At 60.1% G+C, this 20,060-nt stretch carries 17 protein-coding genes and 3 pseudogenes; 14 read left to right on the top strand and 6 right to left on the bottom strand.

The window, feature by feature from the left end:
* Nucleotides 1–33 precede the first annotated feature (33 nt).
* Nucleotides 34–1,221, top strand: a complete 1,188-nt coding sequence (locus L8F45_RS12160; RefSeq protein ID WP_342363126.1) for a serine hydrolase domain-containing protein — start codon at nucleotides 34–36, stop codon at nucleotides 1,219–1,221.
* Nucleotides 1,208–1,996 (top strand): SDR family NAD(P)-dependent oxidoreductase, encoded by a 789-nt coding sequence (locus L8F45_RS12155; protein ID WP_342363125.1) that lies wholly within the window; start codon nucleotides 1,208–1,210, stop codon nucleotides 1,994–1,996. The genes L8F45_RS12160 and L8F45_RS12155 overlap by 14 nt, the downstream gene beginning before the upstream one ends.
* Before the next feature lie 260 nt (nucleotides 1,997–2,256).
* Here the strand turns inward: L8F45_RS12155 and L8F45_RS12150 are convergent, their stop codons facing one another.
* Nucleotides 2,257–2,472, bottom strand: coding sequence for a hypothetical protein (locus L8F45_RS12150; RefSeq protein ID WP_342363124.1), 216 nt, complete (start codon nucleotides 2,470–2,472; stop codon nucleotides 2,257–2,259).
* Between the two features lie 154 nt (nucleotides 2,473–2,626).
* Here L8F45_RS12150 and L8F45_RS12145 point away from each other — a divergent pair.
* Nucleotides 2,627–3,090: pseudogene (locus L8F45_RS12145) on the top strand (transposase); the annotation flags it as partial.
* 183 nt (nucleotides 3,091–3,273) lie between these two features.
* Here the strand turns inward: L8F45_RS12145 and L8F45_RS12140 are convergent.
* From L8F45_RS12140 to L8F45_RS12120, 5 genes and pseudogenes are all read right to left on the bottom strand, one after another.
* Entirely contained in the window at nucleotides 3,274–3,870 is a 597-nt protein-coding gene (locus tag L8F45_RS12140; RefSeq protein ID WP_342359598.1) for a plasmid pRiA4b ORF-3 family protein, read from the bottom strand.
* On the bottom strand, nucleotides 3,867–5,465 hold the full coding sequence (gene tnpC / locus L8F45_RS12135) for an IS66 family transposase (RefSeq protein ID WP_342363427.1): 1,599 nt from the start codon (nucleotides 5,463–5,465) through the stop codon (nucleotides 3,867–3,869). Before tnpC (L8F45_RS12135) ends, L8F45_RS12140 begins: the two co-directional genes overlap by 4 nt.
* 95 nt (nucleotides 5,466–5,560) lie before the next feature.
* Nucleotides 5,561–5,853 (bottom strand): annotated as a pseudogene (gene tnpB, locus L8F45_RS12130) (IS66 family insertion sequence element accessory protein TnpB).
* 50 nt (nucleotides 5,854–5,903) lie between these two features.
* Nucleotides 5,904–6,311, bottom strand: coding sequence for an IS66-like element accessory protein TnpA (tnpA, locus tag L8F45_RS12125; protein WP_342363115.1), 408 nt, complete (start codon nucleotides 6,309–6,311; stop codon nucleotides 5,904–5,906).
* 781 nt (nucleotides 6,312–7,092) lie between these two features.
* Entirely contained in the window at nucleotides 7,093–9,894 is a 2,802-nt protein-coding gene (locus tag L8F45_RS12120; RefSeq protein ID WP_342363123.1) for an ATP-binding protein, read from the bottom strand.
* 561 nt (nucleotides 9,895–10,455) lie between these two features.
* On the opposite strand from L8F45_RS12120, the gene L8F45_RS12115 reads away from it, so the two are divergent.
* The 11 genes and pseudogenes from L8F45_RS12115 to L8F45_RS12065 all read left to right on the top strand — a co-directional run bounded on the left by L8F45_RS12115 (nucleotide 10,456) and on the right by L8F45_RS12065 (nucleotide 19,653).
* Entirely contained in the window at nucleotides 10,456–10,950 is a 495-nt protein-coding gene (locus L8F45_RS12115) for a Dps family protein (protein WP_342363122.1), read from the top strand.
* 183 nt (nucleotides 10,951–11,133) lie between these two features.
* Complete coding sequence (locus L8F45_RS12110) at nucleotides 11,134–11,949, top strand: alpha/beta hydrolase (protein WP_342363121.1); 816 nt, start codon at nucleotides 11,134–11,136, stop codon at nucleotides 11,947–11,949.
* 169 nt (nucleotides 11,950–12,118) lie between these two features.
* Nucleotides 12,119–13,093, top strand: coding sequence for an alpha/beta fold hydrolase (locus tag L8F45_RS12105; protein ID WP_342363120.1), 975 nt, complete (start codon nucleotides 12,119–12,121; stop codon nucleotides 13,091–13,093).
* Between the two features lie 135 nt (nucleotides 13,094–13,228).
* Nucleotides 13,229–13,915 carry a type 1 glutamine amidotransferase domain-containing protein gene (locus tag L8F45_RS12100; RefSeq protein WP_342363119.1) on the top strand — a complete coding sequence of 229 codons (687 nt, stop codon included), beginning with the start codon at nucleotides 13,229–13,231 and terminating at the stop codon, nucleotides 13,913–13,915.
* 48 nt (nucleotides 13,916–13,963) lie between these two features.
* Nucleotides 13,964–14,266 carry a putative quinol monooxygenase gene (locus L8F45_RS12095; RefSeq protein WP_342363118.1) on the top strand — a complete coding sequence of 101 codons (303 nt, stop codon included), beginning with the start codon at nucleotides 13,964–13,966 and terminating at the stop codon, nucleotides 14,264–14,266.
* An 85-nt stretch (nucleotides 14,267–14,351) separates the two neighbouring features.
* Nucleotides 14,352–14,654, top strand: coding sequence for an alpha/beta fold hydrolase (locus L8F45_RS12090; protein ID WP_342363117.1), 303 nt, complete (start codon nucleotides 14,352–14,354; stop codon nucleotides 14,652–14,654).
* Nucleotides 14,655–14,730: 76 nt separating this feature from the next.
* Nucleotides 14,731–16,422 (top strand): FAD-dependent oxidoreductase, encoded by a 1,692-nt coding sequence (locus L8F45_RS12085; RefSeq protein ID WP_342363116.1) that lies wholly within the window; start codon nucleotides 14,731–14,733, stop codon nucleotides 16,420–16,422.
* 194 nt (nucleotides 16,423–16,616) lie between these two features.
* Entirely contained in the window at nucleotides 16,617–17,024 is a 408-nt protein-coding gene (tnpA, locus tag L8F45_RS12080; RefSeq protein ID WP_342363115.1) for an IS66-like element accessory protein TnpA, read from the top strand.
* On the top strand, nucleotides 17,021–17,368 hold the full coding sequence (tnpB, locus tag L8F45_RS12075) for an IS66 family insertion sequence element accessory protein TnpB (RefSeq protein ID WP_342363114.1): 348 nt from the start codon (nucleotides 17,021–17,023) through the stop codon (nucleotides 17,366–17,368). The genes tnpA (L8F45_RS12080) and tnpB (L8F45_RS12075) overlap by 4 nt, the downstream gene beginning before the upstream one ends.
* A gap of 95 nt (nucleotides 17,369–17,463) precedes the next feature.
* A pseudogene (gene tnpC / locus L8F45_RS12070) lies at nucleotides 17,464–19,060 on the top strand (IS66 family transposase).
* Nucleotides 19,057–19,653 carry a plasmid pRiA4b ORF-3 family protein gene (locus L8F45_RS12065; RefSeq protein WP_342359598.1) on the top strand — a complete coding sequence of 199 codons (597 nt, stop codon included), beginning with the start codon at nucleotides 19,057–19,059 and terminating at the stop codon, nucleotides 19,651–19,653. The pseudogene tnpC (L8F45_RS12070) and the gene L8F45_RS12065 overlap by 4 nt, the downstream one beginning before the upstream one ends.
* The last annotated feature ends 407 nt before the right edge of the window (nucleotides 19,654–20,060 follow it).

The raw sequence follows: 20,060 nt of genomic DNA, 5'->3' as shown, positions 1-20,060 counted from the left end.
CACATTCTAGAACCGGAAGGTTTTGAAACAGCCATGACAGAAGCAACAGGCGAGGTCGTCGCGCGTGGGCGAAGCTACCCGATCCACGGTGCTTATGATCCAAGATTTTCACGCGTGCTCGACGCATTCGCGGAGAACTATCGCGTAGAGGATGAAGTGGGATCGGCCTTCAGCGTCGTTTACGACGGAGTGGTCGTGGTCGATCTCTGGGGAGGGTGGAGGGACGCAGTCTGCTCCATGCCGTGGGAGAGGGACACTATTGTCTGCATGATGTCGGTGGTCAAAGGGATTTGCGGCATCAGCTTCAATCGATTGATTGACCTTGGCCTCGTGCATCCCGATAAGCCGGTTGCGGCCTATTGGCCGGAGTTCGCCCAAGGCGGCAAAGACAAGCTGCCGGTTCGCTACGTGCTTGATCATCGGGCTGGCCTGCCGGTGGTGACTGCCAATCTTCCGCGTGGCGCTATGTTCGATCGGAAGGCGATGACCGAAGCTCTCGCCGCGCAAGCTCCACTTTGGGAGCCCGGCGCTCAGGCTGGCTATCATATTCACACCCAAGGCTACATGCTGAGCGAAATTACAAGGCGGGTTACAGGCAAAACGATTGCGCAGTATTTTCGCGATGAGATCGCTATACCCTTGAATTTGGATTATCAGATCGGCGGGTTATCGCCCGCAGATCAAGCGCGTTGCGCAGAGCTTCAGCCGGTTCTTGAAGGCACCCTGTTCGCAGTTAAGGACAGTCAGCCTGATACGCTTGTCGGGAAAGCGTTCGCCCAAAATCCGGATGAGCCCTGGCCCGTGACGTTAAACTCTCGGGCGTGGAGAGAGGCCGAGATTGCAAGTGCGAACGGTCACGGCAATGCGAGAGCCGTCGCGCGGCTCTACGGAGCCATTGCGCGGGGCGGTGAGCTCGACGGAGTGCGCGTATTGTCTCCGCGCGCCATCGACCGGATGATCATCGAGCAGCACAATCTCACCGAAGTCATGCAAAACAGGCCTTATCATCAGGGGCTCGGTGTTTTGCTCAACACGGGGAGCGCTGTCTGGATGGGGCCGAACCCGAAAGCATTCGGACATCACGGTATCGGCGGATCAATCGGAATGGGCGATGTCGACGCCAAGTTGGGCATCGCCTATAGCATCAATCGGATGCACGCGCGTGGCGACAACGGCCCTCGCGCACGGCGGCTCATCGAGGCGGTCTATGCCTGTCTCTAGCCAAGATCGCGGCGCTGCGCCGATAGCGGTCGTGACGGGAGGCGCTGGCGGCATCGGCGAGGCGACAGCCAAGCTTCTTTGCGAAGAGGGATGGATAGTCGTCATCGCCGACAAAGATGCTGACCGCGCAGAGATCGTTGCGCGCGAACTTGGCGCATATGCAGCGCCCATGGACATTGCGGATGAAGCAAGTGTCGACGCCGCGGCGACATGGGTTGAGCGCAATGTCGGTCCGTGTTGCGGACTCGTCGCCTGTGCAGCGCATCTGGAGAATCCTCATCGGCCGGAAGCGCAAGATATGGCCGAGTTTGATCGCGTTCTCTCGGTCAATTTGCGCGGCACGTTTCTAACGATGACGAGGTTCGGCGCCGCGATGGTCGCAAGGAAGCGTGGTTCGATCGTGACCATCGGCTCGATCACGGCCATGAACTCGTCGCCATTGGTGGCGTACGGACCATCCAAGGCCGGAATTATTGCAATGACACGCGACTTCGCGGGAGCTTGGGGCCGCCGCGGCATTCGCGTCAATTGCGTTTGCCCGGGCCCGACGCGGACGCCAGCGGTAGAGGCAAGTTACGCGAGGGGCGAACGTGATCCCGCTTTGATGACAGCGCAAACCGCACTCGGACATCTTGTTGATCCCCGAGACGTCGCGGAAGCCGTTGCGTTCCTGCTTTCCGATCGGGCTCGGTCGATCACTGGCATAACCCTTCCTGTTGATGCGGGCACGCTCACTACTCAGTTGTGGGCATTGTATGGCGGAATTCCAGGTTGACTGACGTCAGTTCGCCGGCCCTCAATTCGAATGCAACGAAGAGCTTGTATAGCTTACTTGAAATGCCGCGATGGCGTTGATGCTCGCCGCGCTCATGCTTAGGGGCGTTCATCTGAGGCTGGTCACGATCAAAGGACACCCGGATGCAGCTATTGGCCGTGTTGATAAATGATCTTGCCATTGAACGGCCTCTCACATGCTAATTCGGAAGTACAGTCTTGCGCCATTTCTGTAGTGTCGGGTACATTGATGGTCTGTGCTCACGCTCCGGCGGCGAGATGGTTTTTTGTTGCGCGAAGAATATTCCCTGACAACTCAGGATCGTTCACGGCGCGAGCAAGCACGAGAGCGCCGACGAAAGAGGCGGCCATTGCGAGCGCCTTGTCGTCGCGTTGCGGCTTACGGACCTTCGCGCCGATTCCGTTGCTCAGTAGACCGATCAGGCCGCGCACTCCTACGGTGAAACGCTCTCGCACTCCTCCGCTCTGGCGCGATATCTCGCTGTCCGGCGTCAGCCCTCACGGGACAGAAGTGGCCGATTGAACAGGGGATGATTTCTGGCTCACCGTAGCTGCTCAAGGAGCGCAGAGTGCGCCGGCCAAGGAGCCGGCTGAGAAGGTCGTCAAAGACATCCGGCTCGCGACACGGAAGCACCGTTCCGCTGAAGAGAAGATCCGGATCGTGCTGGAAGGCTCGCGCGGGGAAGACAGCATCTCGGAGCTGTGCCGGCGCGAGGGGACCGCGCAGAACCTCTACTATCGTTGGTCGAAGGAATTCCTGGAAGCGGGGAAGAAGCGTCTGGCCGGCGACACAGCGCGGGCTGCGACGTCGGACGAAGTCAAGGAGCTGCGGCGCGAGGCGACATCGCTGAAGGAGGTTGTCGCCGACCTCACTCTGGAAAACCGGCTGCTCAAAAAAAGCGTGACCGGCTATGGGGAGAGCGAGGAATGAGATATCCCGCTTCAGAGAAGCTTGAAATCATCCGACTGGTGATGGAATCTCATCTGTCCGTTCGACGCATGCTGCAGCAGATCGGGATTCCACGCGCCACGTTTTACCGATGGTGCGATCTTTATCAGACCGGCGGGCCCGATACTGCCTTGAGAACATTGAAGCGCACGCTCTCGTCGATCGAGTTCAGCGAGGTCGTGACGGTCGCACCGCAGCTGCCAACCTGGCTTGCCCAGGCCATTGGGAAGGTCGCATATGACTGATGCTCATCTGTATTCATCCGACTAAGACCGCGGCTGTTTGAGTCCTTTGGTGAGGGCGGTGGTTTAACTGACCTTGGTGCGCTTGATCGCTGTTTTACGTGACCACCTTTTAGCGAGCGCTTCGAGCGCGGCGGCATGAACTGCGACATTGATGTCGTTGGGATCGAATGGCGCGCCGAGCCATTCAACGGATTCAGTATGGCGCTCATGTTTCGGATCAGCGATCGCCTCCACGAGCTCGCCATATCCCCAGGGTCCGCCGACGTCTTCGGGCGGACAACGACCTTTGGCGTCGATGAGGCGCGGATAGAGAACGCCCGGCATGGCGTCGACGATCCGCTCAATTTTGATCGTGTGCTCCCACCCGTCGCCGAAGTCATAGAGATATCGCAAGGTCTTCACGCCGACATCTTCGAGCACGTCGATGAGCTTAATCTTGCGCGCATCGAGCGGGCCGTCGCCCCAACTTGGATCGGGAATGCCCCAGCCGACATCGCCGGCGCGGATTTCATAGAGATGGCTGTTGGTCCAACCCATGGCGTCCTGCAATGCAAGATGCAGCCGGTCGAGACGGATTGTCACTGGAACTTCAAGGCGACGCAGAACCTGCGGCTCAACGTCGTCGAGCGTCACCTTGAGGTGGGCGATGGCGTCAGTCATGCCGCCAGCTTACGGCGCTCCTGATCCATCGCCCAGCGCCATGGCAATAATTCGCACAGCCGATTCTGCGGGATGTCGGCGATGCGCGCAAAGACATCGGCGAGCCATGCCTTCGGATCGACGTCGTTGAGGCGACAGGTCATGATGAGCGTCGCCATGACGGCGGCTCGCTCGGCTCCCCGGTCAGAGCCGGCGAACAACCAGGCTTTTCTTCCAAGGGCAAAACCGCGGAGCGCCCGTTCCGCCGCGTTATTCGTCAGGCAGATTCTCCCGTCATGGACGAAGCGGGCGAAGCCGTCCCAGCGATGAAGCATGTAATCGATCGGCTTGATGACGCCGGATGAGCGCGACAGCCTGCCGCGCTGCTCGCGCAGCCATGTTTCCAATTCCGCTAGCAGCGGCGCGCTCCTCTCCTGACGGATTTGCAGACGCTCGCCTGCGCTGAGCCCGTTGATCTCGCGCTCGATCTCGAACAACAGATCGATCCGGCGCACGGCCTCCAGCGCGATCGGTGAGATCGCTGTCGCCACGCGACCGCGCCGCGCGTTTTTGTCGATGTCGGCCAGTTCGAAGAAGCCTCTTCGGCTGTGCGCCCAGCAAAAGGCTGAAGTCAGCGGCTCGACCTTGCGGCCGGGATCGAAGAGCGCGTTGAAGCCGCTATAGGCGTCGGCCTGAAGGATGCCAGCGAAGCCTCGGAGATGGCGCGACGGATGTTCGCCGCGCCGATCGCGGGAGGCGTAATAGAGCGCCGCCGGCGGGGTCTCGCCGCCAAACGGACGATCGTCGCGAACATAGGTCCAGATGCGGCCCGTGTCCGTCTTGCCCTTGGCCAGGATCGGGATTTTCGTATCGTCGCCGTGCAGCCTCTCGGCGGCGAGCACATGGGCTTCGATCAGATTAAAGATCGGCCTGGCGACGAACACGCCGGCGCCAACCTGATCGGCCAGCGTCGAGACCGAGAGATCGATGCCCTCACATTTGAAGCGCTGGCTCTGCCGGTTTAGCGGCAGATGCTGCCCGAACTTGTCGAACAGAATCGTCGCCAGAAGCTGCGGCCCGATATAGCCCCTGGGAGTGGCGTAAAACGGCGCCGGCGGCTGCGTGATCGTCTCGCAGTCTCGACAGGAGAACTTCTCGCGCACCGTGTCGATCACTTTGAAGCGGCGTGGGATCTCCTCCAAAGTCGAGGTGACCGTTTCGCCAAGCTTCGACAAACGGTTCGATCCGCAGCACGGACACTCCGTCGGAGCCGGAAGCACGACGCGCTCCCGCTCGATGTCGTCAGGGAACGGTTTTCGCACCGGCCGCTTGCGCTCAAACGAACGAACCCTCTGCGTTTTCGCCGCGGCTTTCTCGGCCGCGAGTTCATCCTCGGTCGCCGCCGCCTCGAGCTCCTCCAGCTGCAATTCCAGCTGATCGAGCAATCGCGCCGACCGCTCCGAACGCGTCCCGTAAATCGTCCGCCGCAGCTTCTCGATCTCAAGCTTAAGATAAGCGATCAGCGCTTCCGTGCCCGACAGTTTCGCCTGCGCGTTGGCCGTTTCGGCGACCTTCGCCTCCGCCGCGTGGCGCGCCGCGCGCTCGGCGAGGATCATCGCGTGCGCGGCGGCGAGATCAGAAGGCAGCGGTCCAGCGGTGGAGTTCACACCGCGATGGAATCACATTCGCCGCCAAATTCAACGATAAACCCTCAACCAACGCTCGTTGGTCGCCAGGTTTCTTGCGGGTTTCGCCAATCGATCCCTGACAATAGATAACTCATCTGCGCCTGTGAGATCGACACCGCGCCGTCCGCCAAAGACGGCCACAAAAAGCGCTTCTTCTCCAATTTTTCGTGAACAGGCATGCGCCCTGACCATCGTGCCAAATCACCTTCAGCAAATCGCCTCTGCGCCCGCGAAAGCAAAATAAATGACCGCTTAGCGGATCCTTGCGCAACACTTCCTGCACCTGCAGCGACAAGGACGCAAAGCCTTTTCGCATGTCGGTGTGGCCAGTCGCTAACCACACCCGTACACCCGTCGGAATCCCAATCATCGCCGATCGAGTACCGCGACGATCCGACCAAGCGCCTCGACGTCGACGCCCGTATCGACAATCACACGCCGCCCGTTCGTCAGCACGATCTCAAGCCGCGACGCGCCAGCATTCGCGTGCTCGACGGCTGGCGCGGCTTCCAACGGCGTAGCGGGCTCCTCCCCAGCGATGACTGCCGGAACAAAAGTCGTCTCGGAATCGCGCCGCTCAATGCCGAGGCCCCGACGCCATGTCACGAGCAGCGAGCGCGAGACGCCGTGACGGCGCGCCGTCGCCGACACCAACCGCGGACCGGACATGCTCTCCAGAACGATCCGCGCTTTCTCTTCATCAGACCAGCGCCGCCGCCGGCCCGTGTCCACGACCTCAAGCCGCTTGGGCGCACTGTTCGTATGGCTGGCCATACGTACTGTTCTCAACGATCAGCCCAATCATCCGCAAGGCGTCTCTCGTCGGATGCGTACGCTCATCTCAGTCTCGATGCGGGATCAAAACGTCCGATGCTATCGATAGATGGCGAAGAGAGCGTTTCTCGGAAACGCCGGAATTTGCCAATGAAATCAATAGCGAGCTCTTCGAGACGGTACAGCTGACGGTAATCTTTGAGGGCGAGAATTTTTGCATGAGCAATTTCAACGTGTTAGCTGTGCTGCGGACAATTGAGTGGGAGTAGGGGAATCGGCGGCAATAGCGTAAATTCGGCGGCGACTTTCGCCGCCATCCTGCCGCTGCTCTTGTCTGTTTCTAGCTACCTCGGTTGCTTGATCTCCCCCACGAAACTCGCAGAGCCAACCTGCGGCCAATCTCGGGAAGATGTAAAGCGCTTTCGTTGAATGTGAACGCTCTGGCGCAGAATAGCGTACACATGGGCGGATCTGCTTGCTCGCTAGGCGGACCTTCGTAAGGCGATTGGGGTTCCGAAACGCGACATCCGCGGCTAGTAGCGGCACTGACCCAATGCGGACCTACATCAGCCGATATGAATGCCTGAAAGCTGACATTCGCCTTGCACCGACAGCAACGGCCCGACATGGACGGCTACTGACCTTACAAGCCCGCTTACCTTTACATCTCCCTATTTGTCACCGCAGTCGGAATGCTTGCGTGTTGGGTGGAAAGGCAAATCGAAATCGATGAGCAAGTGGTCTCGGATCACGCCCATAGTCTTCTGCAGGGAGTGAAGCCTTAATTGGCTACCGCGCCTTGTGAGAGCTTTAATTGTGCAGTTGCCGCAAGCCGCTTGGCCTCCGCACAGCGGTCGCGCGCGGTGAGGTAGATGCTGAAGCTTTCGGTCGTGGCCAATTCCCAAGCCACCGCGCCTTGATGCCTCGCGATGCGAAGCGCTTCGTTGAATTCTTTTTCCGCATCCGCCGAAACGCTTGCGTCGCTCTTCTTTGCTAGGATCAAACCGCGAACCCGGTGCAATTCGGCGAGGCACCATTTTTCGTCGGTCACGTTACAGTGTGCAATTCCCTTGTCGACGGTTTTCAATGCGTTTTCAAGTTGCCCGATATCTGCAAGTCCCTCCGCGAGTGTTGCTAAGAGGCCGCTGCGATAGACGATGAAGCCAGCGCTTTCGAGCTTAGCGATCCCTGAGCGCAATTCCCTTACGCCCTCCTCGCCGTAATTCGATCGCACCAAAATCTGGCCCTTGAAGCACTGGGCGTAGGTGCCCCAGATATCGAGCCCGTAGTTGTCCGTCACTTCCCGAAGCCGGGAGCAATATGCTTCGGCGGCGACCAGGTCACCCTGCAGGAAAGTCAATGGAAACGCGGCGTCCACGATGGCGTTAGACAGGGTCGTTACGTGATCGAGAGCCTCAGCTTCGGCATACATGCGCTGAACCTCGGCAAGGGCTTCCCGGAAAAAGCCGCGAAGCCAAAGCGTCCGCGCCAGCGTCGCCTGCGCGAGAATGCGCTGATCGTATTGAAAACGGACAACATCCGAGGAGTTCGTCGGCCGATCGTAGCCCTCAAGCACCCGTTGAGTGAACGCAAACGCTTCATCAAGATTTCCACAGAAGTGGAGCGATTTGCCTCGAATCCGATAGCCGACGTGTCGATCGGCTTCCGTTGTCCTTGCTGCAACTCTATCGAAACTATCGACTATCTGCAGGGCGTCGCGTGGGGCAGCTCTATTTGTACAGGCTATCCAAATGCCCCACAAAGCTCTGAGTTGGTATTCACTGTCATTCAGTTTTTCAGCGATCGAAAGTGTCGCCTGCCACACCATCGCAGCGCTTTTGGGATCGCCGGATCCTGCGTGCATTTGCAGACCGCCGAGAGCCGCATGCAGTTGCATTTTTTCAGGCAAGTAACCGTCGACGCTATGTTTGAGGGCCTCTAGCGCGCGAAGAACGGCGCTCTTCCATTCTCCTACCATCGAGAGTTGCGTCCAGAGCGGCACGGCGGCAATCGTCAGGGCGACTGCGGTGTTGACGTGCTGTTCAGACTTGAAGGCCCAGTCGATGGCTGCGCGGATGTTGGCAACCTCTTTCGCGCAGAGGGCCATATGCTCGGTAGTAGAGTCGGGTTGCAGAGAACTGTCCGCGACCTCGAACATGGCGAGAAAATAGGCGGCGTGCCGCTCGGCGAACTCTTCGCTCCGATCGCTCTGTTCAAGGCGTTCGCGACCGTAAGCCCGCGTCATTTCGAACAGCCGGTAACGGACCGGATCCTTATCCGTGTCCGCCACGACAAGAGATTTTGCGACAAGATTGGAGAGTCCATCGGCGAACGCACCTGCAGCTACCGCGTCGCCAATGACGTCGCGTGCCGCAGCGAAGGTGAACCCGCCTGAGAATATGGTCAAAGCCTTGAAAATCGTTGCTTCCGTTTCCGACAGAAGGCCAAAGCTCCAGTCGAGCGCGGCCCACATCTTCTGATGCCTGCTCAAGGCGGTGCGCCGGCCGCCGCTCAAGATTCCAAAGCCTTGATCGAGCGATGACAGTAGGGCCCGCATGCCGATCGAGTCGAGGTGGCCGACCGCGAGTTCGATCGCGAGAGGAATACCGTCGAGCCTTCCGCAGATCCGCGCGACGAGAGTCGCATTGTCGTCGGTCAGGCTGTACCCCCCCAGTTTGTGGGCCGCGCGATCGACAAAGAGCCGGATTGCGGAATATTCGAGAGCCTGAGCAGCCGTCAGCGCCGTGTTACCGAGCGGGAATTCTAGTGGGGCCAGCCGATGAACCCATTCGCCTTCCGCCCTAAGGGGCTCCCGGCTGGTCGACAGAATCCTGACACCCGGATGCGCCCGCTGCACTTGCTCGACAAACACGGCCACGGCGTCAATGACATGCTCGCAGTTGTCTAGGACTATCAAAAGCGTCCGATCTTGCAGCATCGCTTCGAGGGTCGAACCACGCTCCCTGTATTCGCCGGCGTCCAGCGCGGCGGCAACGGCGTCCGGCACGAGATTGCCATCGTTAATCGGCGTCAGATCCACAAACGTGACGCCGTCCGGATAATGCGGCTCACCAAGCGCGGCGATTTCGAGCGCGACGGTTGTCTTTCCAATCCCGCCCGGGCCGACAACCGTCAAAAGCCTGGTTTCCTGGAGACGTGCGCCGAGCTTCGCCACGACTTGATGCCGGCCGAAGACGTGCCGGGCGGCCTTCAGCGCCTTGATAGATGAGCCTGCTCTGGGAGTTGGCTTTCTATTGCTGTCGGCCGCGATAGTCACTGGCGCTATGAAAGAATATCCGCGGCCCGATACATTCTCGATGAAGCGAGCAGCGGCCCCGTCTTCGCCCAGGGCCTTTCGCAGGCCGCTGATCTGAACGCGCAGGTTCCCTTCATCGACGTGAACGTTCGGCCACGCCCGCTGGATGAGATCATTCTTCGCGATGACCTCGCCCGGCGAACGGAGAAAGACGAGAAGTATATCGAACGCGCGGCTGCTAAGCGGGATCGGCAGGCCCGACCGCAGCAACAGTCGTCTGTTGGCCAGCACCTGAAAATCGCCAAAAGCGAAATGCGAAGTGTCCATGCAATTACTGTATCGCCAATTCGAAAAAACGTAAGGTCAAAAAACGTGTCGTTCGATCGACCGATCCGACGCTGACCGCCTCCCGGCGGAGCAGCTCCCTACGCGGCGAAAGCTATAGCCCGGCGCCGGCCGCCGCCGCCAATCGGGCCCGGAAAGGCCCGAGACCGAACCAGCCATAGACACGATATTACACGCACCCCTTGCGGAGTTGGGGCCATGCCCAGTCGATTTGGGCGCCGCTTCACGACGCACGGTGACGCAGGCGGCACGACCGGTCCTACGTGCGGTTCACGTTCGGTTTAACAAGCTTTTATAAATTTTAACTGCCACTTTTTCTTGCAGGGTTCACAGTCTTCCGGAGAGCGCTGGTTTGCATCAGCACAGAAGGCGATGGATGGCGATCTTTCGGGGATCATCGAAATCGGCATTTGGGTCCGTTGCGAAGCGGACCAAAGAGCGGGTCCCGACGTTCTGAGCAACGCCGAAATCTAATGCTTGGTTCGTCGAATTATCGCCGAAACTAGTTGGCATAAAGGGGAACCCATGAGTGGCGGAAACCGAATGAACACCACGACGGTCCTGAGTACTCCGTCAGAGATGTCCCAAGATTCGGTTCGCGAGATCTCTGCGTCTCTCAATCAATTGCTCGCGGACTGCTTTGCGCTTTACGTCAAAGCCAAGAATTTTCATTGGCATATGTGGGGACCCCATTTTCGCGACTATCACTTGATGCTGGACGAGCAGGCCGACGCCATTTTCGCCATGACCGACGTCATCGCTGAGCGGGTCCGAAAGCTGGGGGGGATCACCCTTCGCTCCATCGGGCAGATCGCCCAATTGCAAAGAATTGCGGACAACGATACTGACTTTCTCGCACCAGCGGCAATGCTCTTGGAGCTGCGCGACGACAACACTCTGATTGTCGCCGAAATGAGAGCCGCTCACAAGATCTGCAACGAAGCCGAGGATATCGCGAGCGCCAGTTTGTTGGAGAACTGGATCGACGAAACCGAGAAACGCATATGGTTTCTTTTTGAGGCATCCCGTTCGGCGTGATGCGCATTCGCCCACGACGCGGCGCGAACGCTGCGAGTCCGGCAGCTCTGACAACGATAGTTCGCAAAGCCGTCCGGCGATCTCGTTTTTGCTGTCCAGCACATCGGCCATCGCGCCGGCCGCCGACAAGGCTACGAATTTTAACAGCACTTAACTCGCTATGCGCGGTCCATTGAAGCATTGATGGCGTCGAGGACCGAGCAAGACCGCACGGTCGCGAAAGCGAAAGGTGTGAACATGAACACGCAGGCGACGATCGCATCCTTATTTCTTGTTGCGGCAGCCTTTATGACGCCAATGTCAAACGCCCGCGCAGCAGATTTCACCGCCAAAACCGTGGTGCTGGTTCACGGGGCATTTGCCGATGGTTCGTCATGGCAAAAGGTCATTCCCATCCTCTTGGACGCCGGGCTGAAGGTTGTCGCCGTCCAAAACCCGCTGGACTCCCTGGAAAACGATGTTGCCTTCACGAAGCGTGCGATCAGGGAAGCCGAGGGTCCGGTGGTTCTGGTCGCCCATTCCTGGGGCGGCGTCGTCATCACCGAGGCTGGCAATGATCCCAAGGTCAAGTCGCTCGTGTACGTCGCAGCCTATGCGCCGGATAGTGGACAGTCTCTGCAGGACTTGATCTCGAAGTACCCGCCATCCGAAGGCCGGAAGGGCTTTCTCAAAGATGAGGAGGGCTATCTCCGGCTGAGCGAGGAGGGCGTTACGAAGTATTTCGCACCGGACCTCGCGCCCCAGGAACAGAAGGTGGTTGCGACCGTGCAGGGCCGTTACCACGAGCGCACTTTTTCCGCTCATGTCAGCAAGGCTGCATGGCGCGAAAAGCCGACGTTCAAAGTGATTTCGACGAAGGATCAGATCATCGCGCCGCAAATCCAGAAGGAACAGGCTGAATCCGCAAAGGCTACGGCGATTGAATTGCCTGGGAGCCATGTCGTGATGTTGTCGCATCCAAAAGAGGTTGCAGCCCACATCCTCCGGGCTGCCAAGTAAACCCGCTGCGGATGGCGATCGCACAGCAGCGATCACAGATCCGATACGCTTAAGCGATTAAGTTGCCAGCGTTTGCCTCCAGACGGACGCGCGTGCGCGATTCTGCTGCCTAATCAAACGCTGGCAATTGTGAATATGTCTTGTCGCACCGAAACGTCTGGAGACAACAATGACGCGGCTGATCATTTACCTGACGCTTGCAACGTTCTGTCTGGCGCAGGCTCCCCATGCAATCGCCGATCCGATCCCAGCAGTCTCGGTCGCGACACGGACGCCTGTCATAGTTCATTACCGTTGGGCGACGGTCGACGGTGTGAAAGTGTTCTATCGTGAGGCGGGCGTGGCTGACGGCCCGGTGATCCTTCTCCTGCACGGCTTCCCAACATCGTCGCATATGTTCCGAAATCTGATCCCGCTTCTCGCGGACCGATATCGTGTGATTGCGCCGGACTATCCCGGCTTCGGTCAGAGCGACGCGCCGGACCACAAGCAGTTCAACTATAGCTTCGGTCTCTATGCCGACATGATCGATGCGCTCCTCGACCAGATCGGCGCCAGACGCTACGCCATGTACGTCATGGATTACGGCGCGCCGGTCGGATATCGGCTCGCGCTCAAGCATCCCGAGCGGGTGAGCGGTCTGATCATCCAGAACGGCAACGCCTACGAGGAGGGATTGCGAGAGGCTTGGGATCCGATCAAGGCGTACTGGACGAGCGGCTCGGCGCGAGACCGCGAGGCATTATCTTTCCTAGTTAAGCTTGAATCGACCAAGTTCCTTTACACTGACGGCGTCAGGGATTCATCGCGCATCAGTCCCGACAATTGGGTTCATGACCAAGCGCTGCTCGACCGGCCAGGAAATAGGGATATTCAGCTCGACCTGCTCTACGACCATCGCACCAATGTTCCGCTTTATCCCCAATTCCAGCAGTTTTTCCGCGAGCGCCAGCCGCCGACCTTGATCATCTGGGGCAAGAACGACAAGGTTTTTCCGGAGCCCGGCGCACATCCATATCGTCGTGATCTGCCAAATGCCGAATTTCATATCCTCGACACAGGCCATTTCGCGCTCGAAGACAAGCTCGACGAGATGGCGCCGGTGATCCGCAAGTTTCTCGATCAGCACATTGCGGGGCGTTAACCGAAGGCGATTTCGCGCCTATGGAATATATGAAAACGTCCTCTGGCACTGTCGGAGGCGAGAACCGAAAAGGCCGTAACGGCGAGATTGGATAATTTTCGGACTACGCATCATCAGTCAATCAAGGAGAGAACCATGACCAAGCATGTCCTGTTCATTGTCACCAACGCATCGGTGATCGGTCCGCACAATCGCAAGACGGGCTTCTTTTTCGCGGAGGTCGCGCATCCTTTCGACGTGCTCGACAAGGCAGGCGTCGCGGTCGAGTTTGCATCGCCCGCTGGCGGATGGACGCCGTATGATGCGTACGATGAGAAAGACCCTGCTGAGAAGGCGTTTCTCGAGAGCAAGGCGTTTCGCCGGCTGAATCACAGCCGCAAATTGTCCGAAGTGGATGCTGCGGATTATGACGCCATCCTGGTGCCAGGCGGGCTCGGACCCATGGTCGATATCCAGCGCAATGCCGACGTCCAAAGGGCGATCGTGCGCGCATGGACGACGGGCAAGCTCGTGACCGCAGTGTGTCACGGGCCGTGCGCTCTCCTGGGCGTAGGCCTCGGCGATGGAGTGCCGTTCGTGCGCGGCAAGAAGCTCACCTCGTTCTCGAAGAAAGAGGAATACGATTATGCTCGCGAGGACGTGCCGTACGAACTCGAGGACGCGTTGACGGCCGAGGGCGCGGTTTACTCGTCAGTAGCCAACTGGCAACCCCATGTCGTCGTCGACGGTCGACTGATCACGGGCCAGAATCCCGCTTCCGCTGGACCATTGGCGAAAGAACTGGTCGCGGCCCTTGGCCTTACGCGCGCGATGGCAGCCTGACTCCACCAATCGGTTTGAGCGACTGCCAGTCGTCAGCGGAGAGGTCCCATGTCTGACCCCGTCAAAATTGTGGCGATGCTGGCACCCCGCGCTGGCAAAACTGAAGAGTTGCTCGCTTTACTTGAACGCCTGGCGGCGGCGAGTCGGGCCGAGCCGGGTAATCTCCGCTGGGATGTCTGGCAGGAGCAAGACGGGGCCAAGCGTTTCGTTCTCGACGAACTCTACGCGGACAACGCGGCCGCGCTCTTCCACCGCGGGACGCTCCATTTCAAGGACTATCTCAAGCGCGTCGGAGACCTCGCCGAACGGACGGCGCTGACACTCGACCCACGCATCGTGCGCGCGGCCTAGCAGAGTTCATCCCTACTTAAGGAGACGTGTCGTGAGCGAAGAAATTCAGAGCGCATCGGCTCGATCAAGAGCGTCGCGACGAGATATGGCGACCTTCTATACGCGTGATCATGTCTCGATCTATATCAAGGACAGGAGGCCGCTCGATGGCGAGGCGGTCGTGCTCTGCCACGGATGGCCGCTAAGCGCAGACAGCTGGGATGGCCAAGTCATGCGCCTTGCCGCGCTCAAGGTCGCCAACGCCGTCGGCGCTTGGGCGGGCAGTGTAATGATTGCGGCCAGATATGGTCTGCTACCCGCGGTATGGGCGGGCTTCGGCCTGACCTTGCTGGGCCTCTTGGTATTCGCGCTGACCTCGCGGAGGGAGCCTCAGCTGGCGCCTGCTTGATTGCGATGAGGCTCCTCACCTGGTCGAATGGTGTCGTGTACGAAAACTGGCACAGTGTGACGCGGAGGTTCACCACGTGGCGATCGGCGACTCTCGGCGAGAGCAGGTTTTTCCGACATTATCTGCCCTTCAAATTTCGACGGCGCGTCGTTTCGCGAGTGGCGCACCGCACCGCTTCGGGCCTCGCGACGTCGTCTACGAGATTGGCGACCGTAACGCTCCTTCCTGGTTGATCCTTGACGGCTCGGCTGACGCAATCCGGCGCAGCGCAGCCGGACAGTCGTCGCTGGTCACCACTTACGGCCCCGGCCAGTTCACTGGCGAGACCAATCAGCTCTCGGGCCGTCCATCCCTCATGTCGGTCGTGGCAGGTGACGCCGGCGCAGTCGCGATACCCTTTGATGCGCCGCATCTGCGCGCACTCGTCATCGGATCAGCGGATGTCGGTGAAACGATCATGCGCGCCTTCATTCTCCGGCGCGTCATGCTGATCGAGGCGGGGCAGACCGGCGGCGCAGGATCGATCCTGATCGGACGCCGGGATGATCCCGGCATCGTCGAGTTGTCGGGATTTCTCACCCGCAACGGTTACCCACATACCGTCATCGCAGCATGCGAGGCCGAGGGGCGCGAACTGGTCGAACGGCTCGGCGTCGCCCCCGAAGATCTACCGCTGATGATCTGTCCGAACGGCACGGTGCTCAGACGCCCGAGCAATGCGGATGCCGCGTCCTGTCTCGGCATCACACCAGATCTCGACCCGGGCAAGGTCTATGATGTGGCGGTCATTGGTGCGGGGCCGGCTGGGCTGGCCACTGCCGTCTATGGCGCATCCGAAGGGTTGTCCGTCCTGGTCCTGGACAGCCGCGCTTTCGGCGGCCAGGCGGGCGCATCCTCCCGGATCGAGAACTATCTCGGCTTCCCGACCGGCATATCCGGACAAGCGCTCGCCGGTCGGGCCTTCAATCAAGCGGCGAAATTCGGCGCTGAGCTCGCAATTCCGCTGACCGTGGAAGCGCTCCGCTGTCACGGCGCGGATGCGGAAGTCCCATTCACACTTGAGCTCAGCGATGGCGGCATTGCGCGGTCGCGGACCGTTGTGGTTGCTTCGGGAGCGCGCTACCGGCGGCCCGACATTCCCAACATCGAAGAGCTGGAGGGGGCCGGCGTTTCCTACTGGGCATCGCCCGTCGAGGCGCGACTTTGCGCCGGCGAGGATGTCGTCTTGGTCGGCGGAGGAAACTCAGCAGGCCAGGCCGTCGCCTATCTCGCGCCGCAGGTCAGGCGCCTGCACCTGGTGGTGCGCCGCCCCCTCGAACAGACCATGTCCCGATACCTGATCGATCGGATCGCGGCGTTGCCCAATGTCGAACTCCATGTCGACAGCGAGATCGCCGATTTGTACGGCGACCGGGCGACAGGCCTTACCGGAGCGCTGTTTCGGGACAGGCTAACCGGCGCGGTCCGAGAGCACAGATCGCGCCATCTCTTCCTCTTCATTGGCGCCGATCCCAATACAGACTGGCTCGATGGATGTGTGGCGCTCGATCGAACAGGTTTCGTTCTCACAGGGGAACGCGCCGGTGACGGTGAGCGGCTTCCACTGGAAACGAGCCGCCCAGGCATATTTGCCGTCGGAGATACACGCGCCGGCTCGACCAAACGGGTCGCCGCAGCCGTCGGCGAAGGCGCCGCCGTTATCGCGCAGATTCACGCATTCCTGGCGCGGAATGTCGCGGACGCATCCAATCCAGTGCGTCAGGCTTAATACCATCCCTCACTGATCAGCGCCGATGAGCCCAGTCGCGTAGTCCGATGGGCATGATGCGCCATGGCTTATCGATAAGACGGTTCCAAGCGTGGGGGCAGTGGGCGAAGTTATATCGTCGTAGGGTTTGAAGAGTACGCATCCGACGAGAGACGCCTTGCGGATGATTGGGCTGATCGTTGAGAACAGTACGTATGGCCAGCCATACGAACAGTGCGCCCAAGCGGCTTGAGGTCGTGGACACGGGCCGGCGGCGGCGCTGGTCTGATGAAGAGAAAGCGCGGATCGTTCTGGAGAGCATGTCCGGTCCGCGGTTGGTGTCGGCGACGGCGCGCCGTCACGGCGTCTCGCGCTCGCTGCTCGTGACATGGCGTCGGGGCCTCGGCATTGAGCGGCGCGATTCCGAGACGACTTTTGTTCCGGCAGTCATCGCTGGGGAGGAGCCCGCTACGCCGTTGGAAGCCGCGCCAGCCGTCGAGCACGCGAATGCTGGCGCGTCGCGGCTTGAGATCGTGCTGACGAACGGGCGGCGTGTGATTGTCGATACGGGCGTCGACGTCGAGGCGCTTGGTCGGATCGTCGCGGTACTCGATCGGCGATGATTGGGATTCCGACGGGTGTACGGGTGTGGTTAGCGACTGGCCACACCGACATGCGAAAAGGCTTTGCGTCCTTGTCGCTGCAGGTGCAGGAAGTGTTGCGCAAGGATCCGCTAAGCGGTCATTTATTTTGCTTTCGCGGGCGCAGAGGCGATTTGCTGAAGGTGATTTGGCACGATGGTCAGGGCGCATGCCTGTTCACGAAAAAATTGGAGAAGAAGCGCTTTTTGTGGCCGTCTTTGGCGGACGGCGCGGTGTCGATCTCACAGGCGCAGATGAGTTATCTATTGTCAGGGATCGATTGGCGAAACCCGCAAGAAACCTGGCGACCAACGAGCGTTGGTTGAGGGTTTATCGTTGAATTTGGCGGCGAATGTGATTCCATCGCGGTGTGAACTCCACCGCTGGACCGCTGCCTTCTGATCTCGCCGCCGCGCACGCGATGATCCTCGCCGAGCGCGCGGCGCGCCACGCGGCGGAGGCGAAGGTCGCCGAAACGGCCAACGCGCAGGCGAAACTGTCGGGCACGGAAGCGCTGATCGCTTATCTTAAGCTTGAGATCGAGAAGCTGCGGCGGACGATTTACGGGACGCGTTCGGAGCGGTCGGCGCGATTGCTCGATCAGCTGGAATTGCAGCTGGAGGAGCTCGAGGCGGCGGCGACCGAGGATGAACTCGCGGCCGAGAAAGCCGCGGCGAAAACGCAGAGGGTTCGTTCGTTTGAGCGCAAGCGGCCGGTGCGAAAACCGTTCCCTGACGACATCGAGCGGGAGCGCGTCGTGCTTCCGGCTCCGACGGAGTGTCCGTGCTGCGGATCGAACCGTTTGTCGAAGCTTGGCGAAACGGTCACCTCGACTTTGGAGGAGATCCCACGCCGCTTCAAAGTGATCGACACGGTGCGCGAGAAGTTCTCCTGTCGAGACTGCGAGACGATCACGCAGCCGCCGGCGCCGTTTTACGCCACTCCGAGGGGCTATATCGGGCCGCAGCTTCTGGCGACGATTCTGTTCGACAAGTTCGGGCAGCATCTGCCGCTAAACCGGCAGAGCCAGCGCTTCAAATGTGAGGGCATCGATCTCTCGGTCTCGACGCTGGCCGATCAGGTTGGCGCCGGCGTGTTCGTCGCCGGCCGATCTTTAATCTGATCGAAGCCCATGTGCTCGCCGCCGAGAGGCTGCACGGCGACGATACGAAAATCCCGATCCTGGCCAAGGGCAAGACGGACACGGGCCGCATCTGGACCTATGTTCGCGACGATCGTCCGTTTGGCGGCGAGACCCGCCGGCGGCGCTCTATTACGCCTCCCGCGATCGGCGCGGCGAACATCCGTCGCGCCATCTCCGAGGCTTCGCTGGCATCCTTCAGGCCGACGCCTATAGCGGCTTCAACGCGCTCTTCGATCCCGGCCGCAAGGTCGAGCCGCTGACTTCAGCCTTTTGCTGGGCGCACAGCCGAAGAGGCTTCTTCGAACTGGCCGACATCGACAAAAACGCGCGGCGCGGTCGCGTGGCGACAGCGATCTCACCGATCGCGCTGGAGGCCGTGCGCCGGATCGATCTGTTGTTCGAGATCGAGCGCGAGATCAACGGGCTCAGCGCAGGCGAGCGTCTGCAAATCCGTCAGGAGAGGAGCGCGCCGCTGCTAGCGGAATTGGAAACATGGCTGCGCGAGCAGCGCGGCAGGCTGTCGCGCTCATCCGGCGTCATCAAGCCGATCGATTACATGCTTCATCGCTGGGACGGCTTCGCCCGCTTCGTCCATGACGGGAGAATCTGCCTGACGAATAACGCGGCGGAACGGGCGCTCCGCGGTTTTGCCCTTGGAAGAAAAGCCTGGTTGTTCGCCGGCTCTGACCGGGGAGCCGAGCGAGCCGCCGTCATGGCGACGCTCATCATGACCTGTCGCCTCAACGACGTCGATCCGAAGGCATGGCTCGCCGATGTCTTTGCGCGCATCGCCGACATCCCGCAGAATCGGCTGTGCGAATTATTGCCATGGCGCTGGGCGATGGATCAGGAGCGCCGTAAGCTGGCGGCATGACTGACGCCATCGCCCACCTCAAGGTGACGCTCGACGACGTTGAGCCGCAGGTTCTGCGTCGCCTTGAAGTTCCAGTGACAATCCGTCTCGACCGGCTGCATCTTGCATTGCAGGACGCCATGGGTTGGACCAACAGCCATCTCTATGAAATCCGCGCCGGCGATGTCGGCTGGGGCATTCCCGATCCAAGTTGGGGCGACGGCCCGCTCGATGCGCGCAAGATTAAGCTCATCGACGTGCTCGAAGATGTCGGCGTGAAGACCTTGCGATATCTCTATGACTTCGGCGACGGGTGGGAGCACACGATCAAAATTGAGCGGATCGTCGACGCCATGCCGGGCGTTCTCTATCCGCGCCTCATCGACGCCAAAGGTCGTTGTCCGCCCGAAGACGTCGGCGGACCCTGGGGATATGGCGAGCTCGTGGAGGCGATCGCTGATCCGAAACATGAGCGCCATACTGAATCCGTTGAATGGCTCGGCGCGCCATTCGATCCCAACGACATCAATGTCGCAGTTCATGCCGCCGCGCTCGAAGCGCTCGCTAAAAGGTGGTCACGTAAAACAGCGATCAAGCGCACCAAGGTCAGTTAAACCACCGCCCTCACCAAAGGACTCAAACAGCCGCGGTCTTAGTCGGATGAATACTTTGAAGACGCGGTTCGAGAGCCAGTTGTCGCGCAGGTAGGGTGTCAGCACGTTTCGAAAATCCGATGATTGGATCGTCCAAGCGCCAGCTGATATCAGGGGGCGAAAGGATAATCGTTCCGACAATCTCTGCGCGATATCGCAGCGCGCTATTTCTTTCGCAGTGGGCCGCGAGCCGCAACCCTCCGATGGCGTCGTCTGCGCCGAGCATCCATTCCTTCCAATCCTCCCAGGCGTTCGCCGCCTGTGTCCAGGCGGAGGCGAGGTCAGGGGCAACGCCGCGTGTCGGCCCAGAGCTCCAAACCAAGCCCCAAATGGCGGACCGCGTGCGATTTCCGACCCGCTCGTGCGAA

Source organism: Terrirubrum flagellatum (assembly GCF_022059845.1).
Classification (GTDB): Bacteria; Pseudomonadota; Alphaproteobacteria; order Rhizobiales; family Beijerinckiaceae; genus Terrirubrum; species Terrirubrum flagellatum.
The sequence above is the reverse complement of the archived record's forward strand: the minus strand, read 5'-3'. Positions and strand labels throughout refer to the sequence as shown.

What these genes read in the sequence shown, in the direction of transcription:
- L8F45_RS12120 (WP_342363123.1), bottom strand. Translation starts at nt 9,894, where the DNA reads ATGGACACTTCGCATTTCGCTTTTGGCGATTTTCAGGTGCTGGCCAAC.
- L8F45_RS12155 (WP_342363125.1), top strand. Translation starts at nt 1,208, where the DNA reads ATGCCTGTCTCTAGCCAAGATCGCGGCGCTGCGCCGATAGCGGTCGTG.
- tnpB (WP_342363114.1), top strand. Translation starts at nt 17,021, where the DNA reads ATGATTGGGATTCCGACGGGTGTACGGGTGTGGTTAGCGACTGGCCAC.
- L8F45_RS12100 (WP_342363119.1), top strand. Translation starts at nt 13,229, where the DNA reads ATGACCAAGCATGTCCTGTTCATTGTCACCAACGCATCGGTGATCGGT.
- L8F45_RS12065 (WP_342359598.1), top strand. Translation starts at nt 19,057, where the DNA reads ATGACTGACGCCATCGCCCACCTCAAGGTGACGCTCGACGACGTTGAG.
- L8F45_RS12160 (WP_342363126.1), top strand. Translation starts at nt 34, where the DNA reads ATGACAGAAGCAACAGGCGAGGTCGTCGCGCGTGGGCGAAGCTACCCG.
- L8F45_RS12115 (WP_342363122.1), top strand. Translation starts at nt 10,456, where the DNA reads ATGAACACCACGACGGTCCTGAGTACTCCGTCAGAGATGTCCCAAGAT.
- L8F45_RS12110 (WP_342363121.1), top strand. Translation starts at nt 11,134, where the DNA reads ATGGCGTCGAGGACCGAGCAAGACCGCACGGTCGCGAAAGCGAAAGGT.
- tnpC (WP_342363427.1), bottom strand. Translation starts at nt 5,465, where the DNA reads ATGATCCTCGCCGAGCGCGCGGCGCGCCACGCGGCGGAGGCGAAGGTC.
- L8F45_RS12095 (WP_342363118.1), top strand. Translation starts at nt 13,964, where the DNA reads ATGTCTGACCCCGTCAAAATTGTGGCGATGCTGGCACCCCGCGCTGGC.
- tnpA (WP_342363115.1), top strand. Translation starts at nt 16,617, where the DNA reads ATGGCCAGCCATACGAACAGTGCGCCCAAGCGGCTTGAGGTCGTGGAC.
- L8F45_RS12140 (WP_342359598.1), bottom strand. Translation starts at nt 3,870, where the DNA reads ATGACTGACGCCATCGCCCACCTCAAGGTGACGCTCGACGACGTTGAG.
- tnpA (WP_342363115.1), bottom strand. Translation starts at nt 6,311, where the DNA reads ATGGCCAGCCATACGAACAGTGCGCCCAAGCGGCTTGAGGTCGTGGAC.
- L8F45_RS12105 (WP_342363120.1), top strand. Translation starts at nt 12,119, where the DNA reads ATGACGCGGCTGATCATTTACCTGACGCTTGCAACGTTCTGTCTGGCG.
- L8F45_RS12090 (WP_342363117.1), top strand. Translation starts at nt 14,352, where the DNA reads ATGGCGACCTTCTATACGCGTGATCATGTCTCGATCTATATCAAGGAC.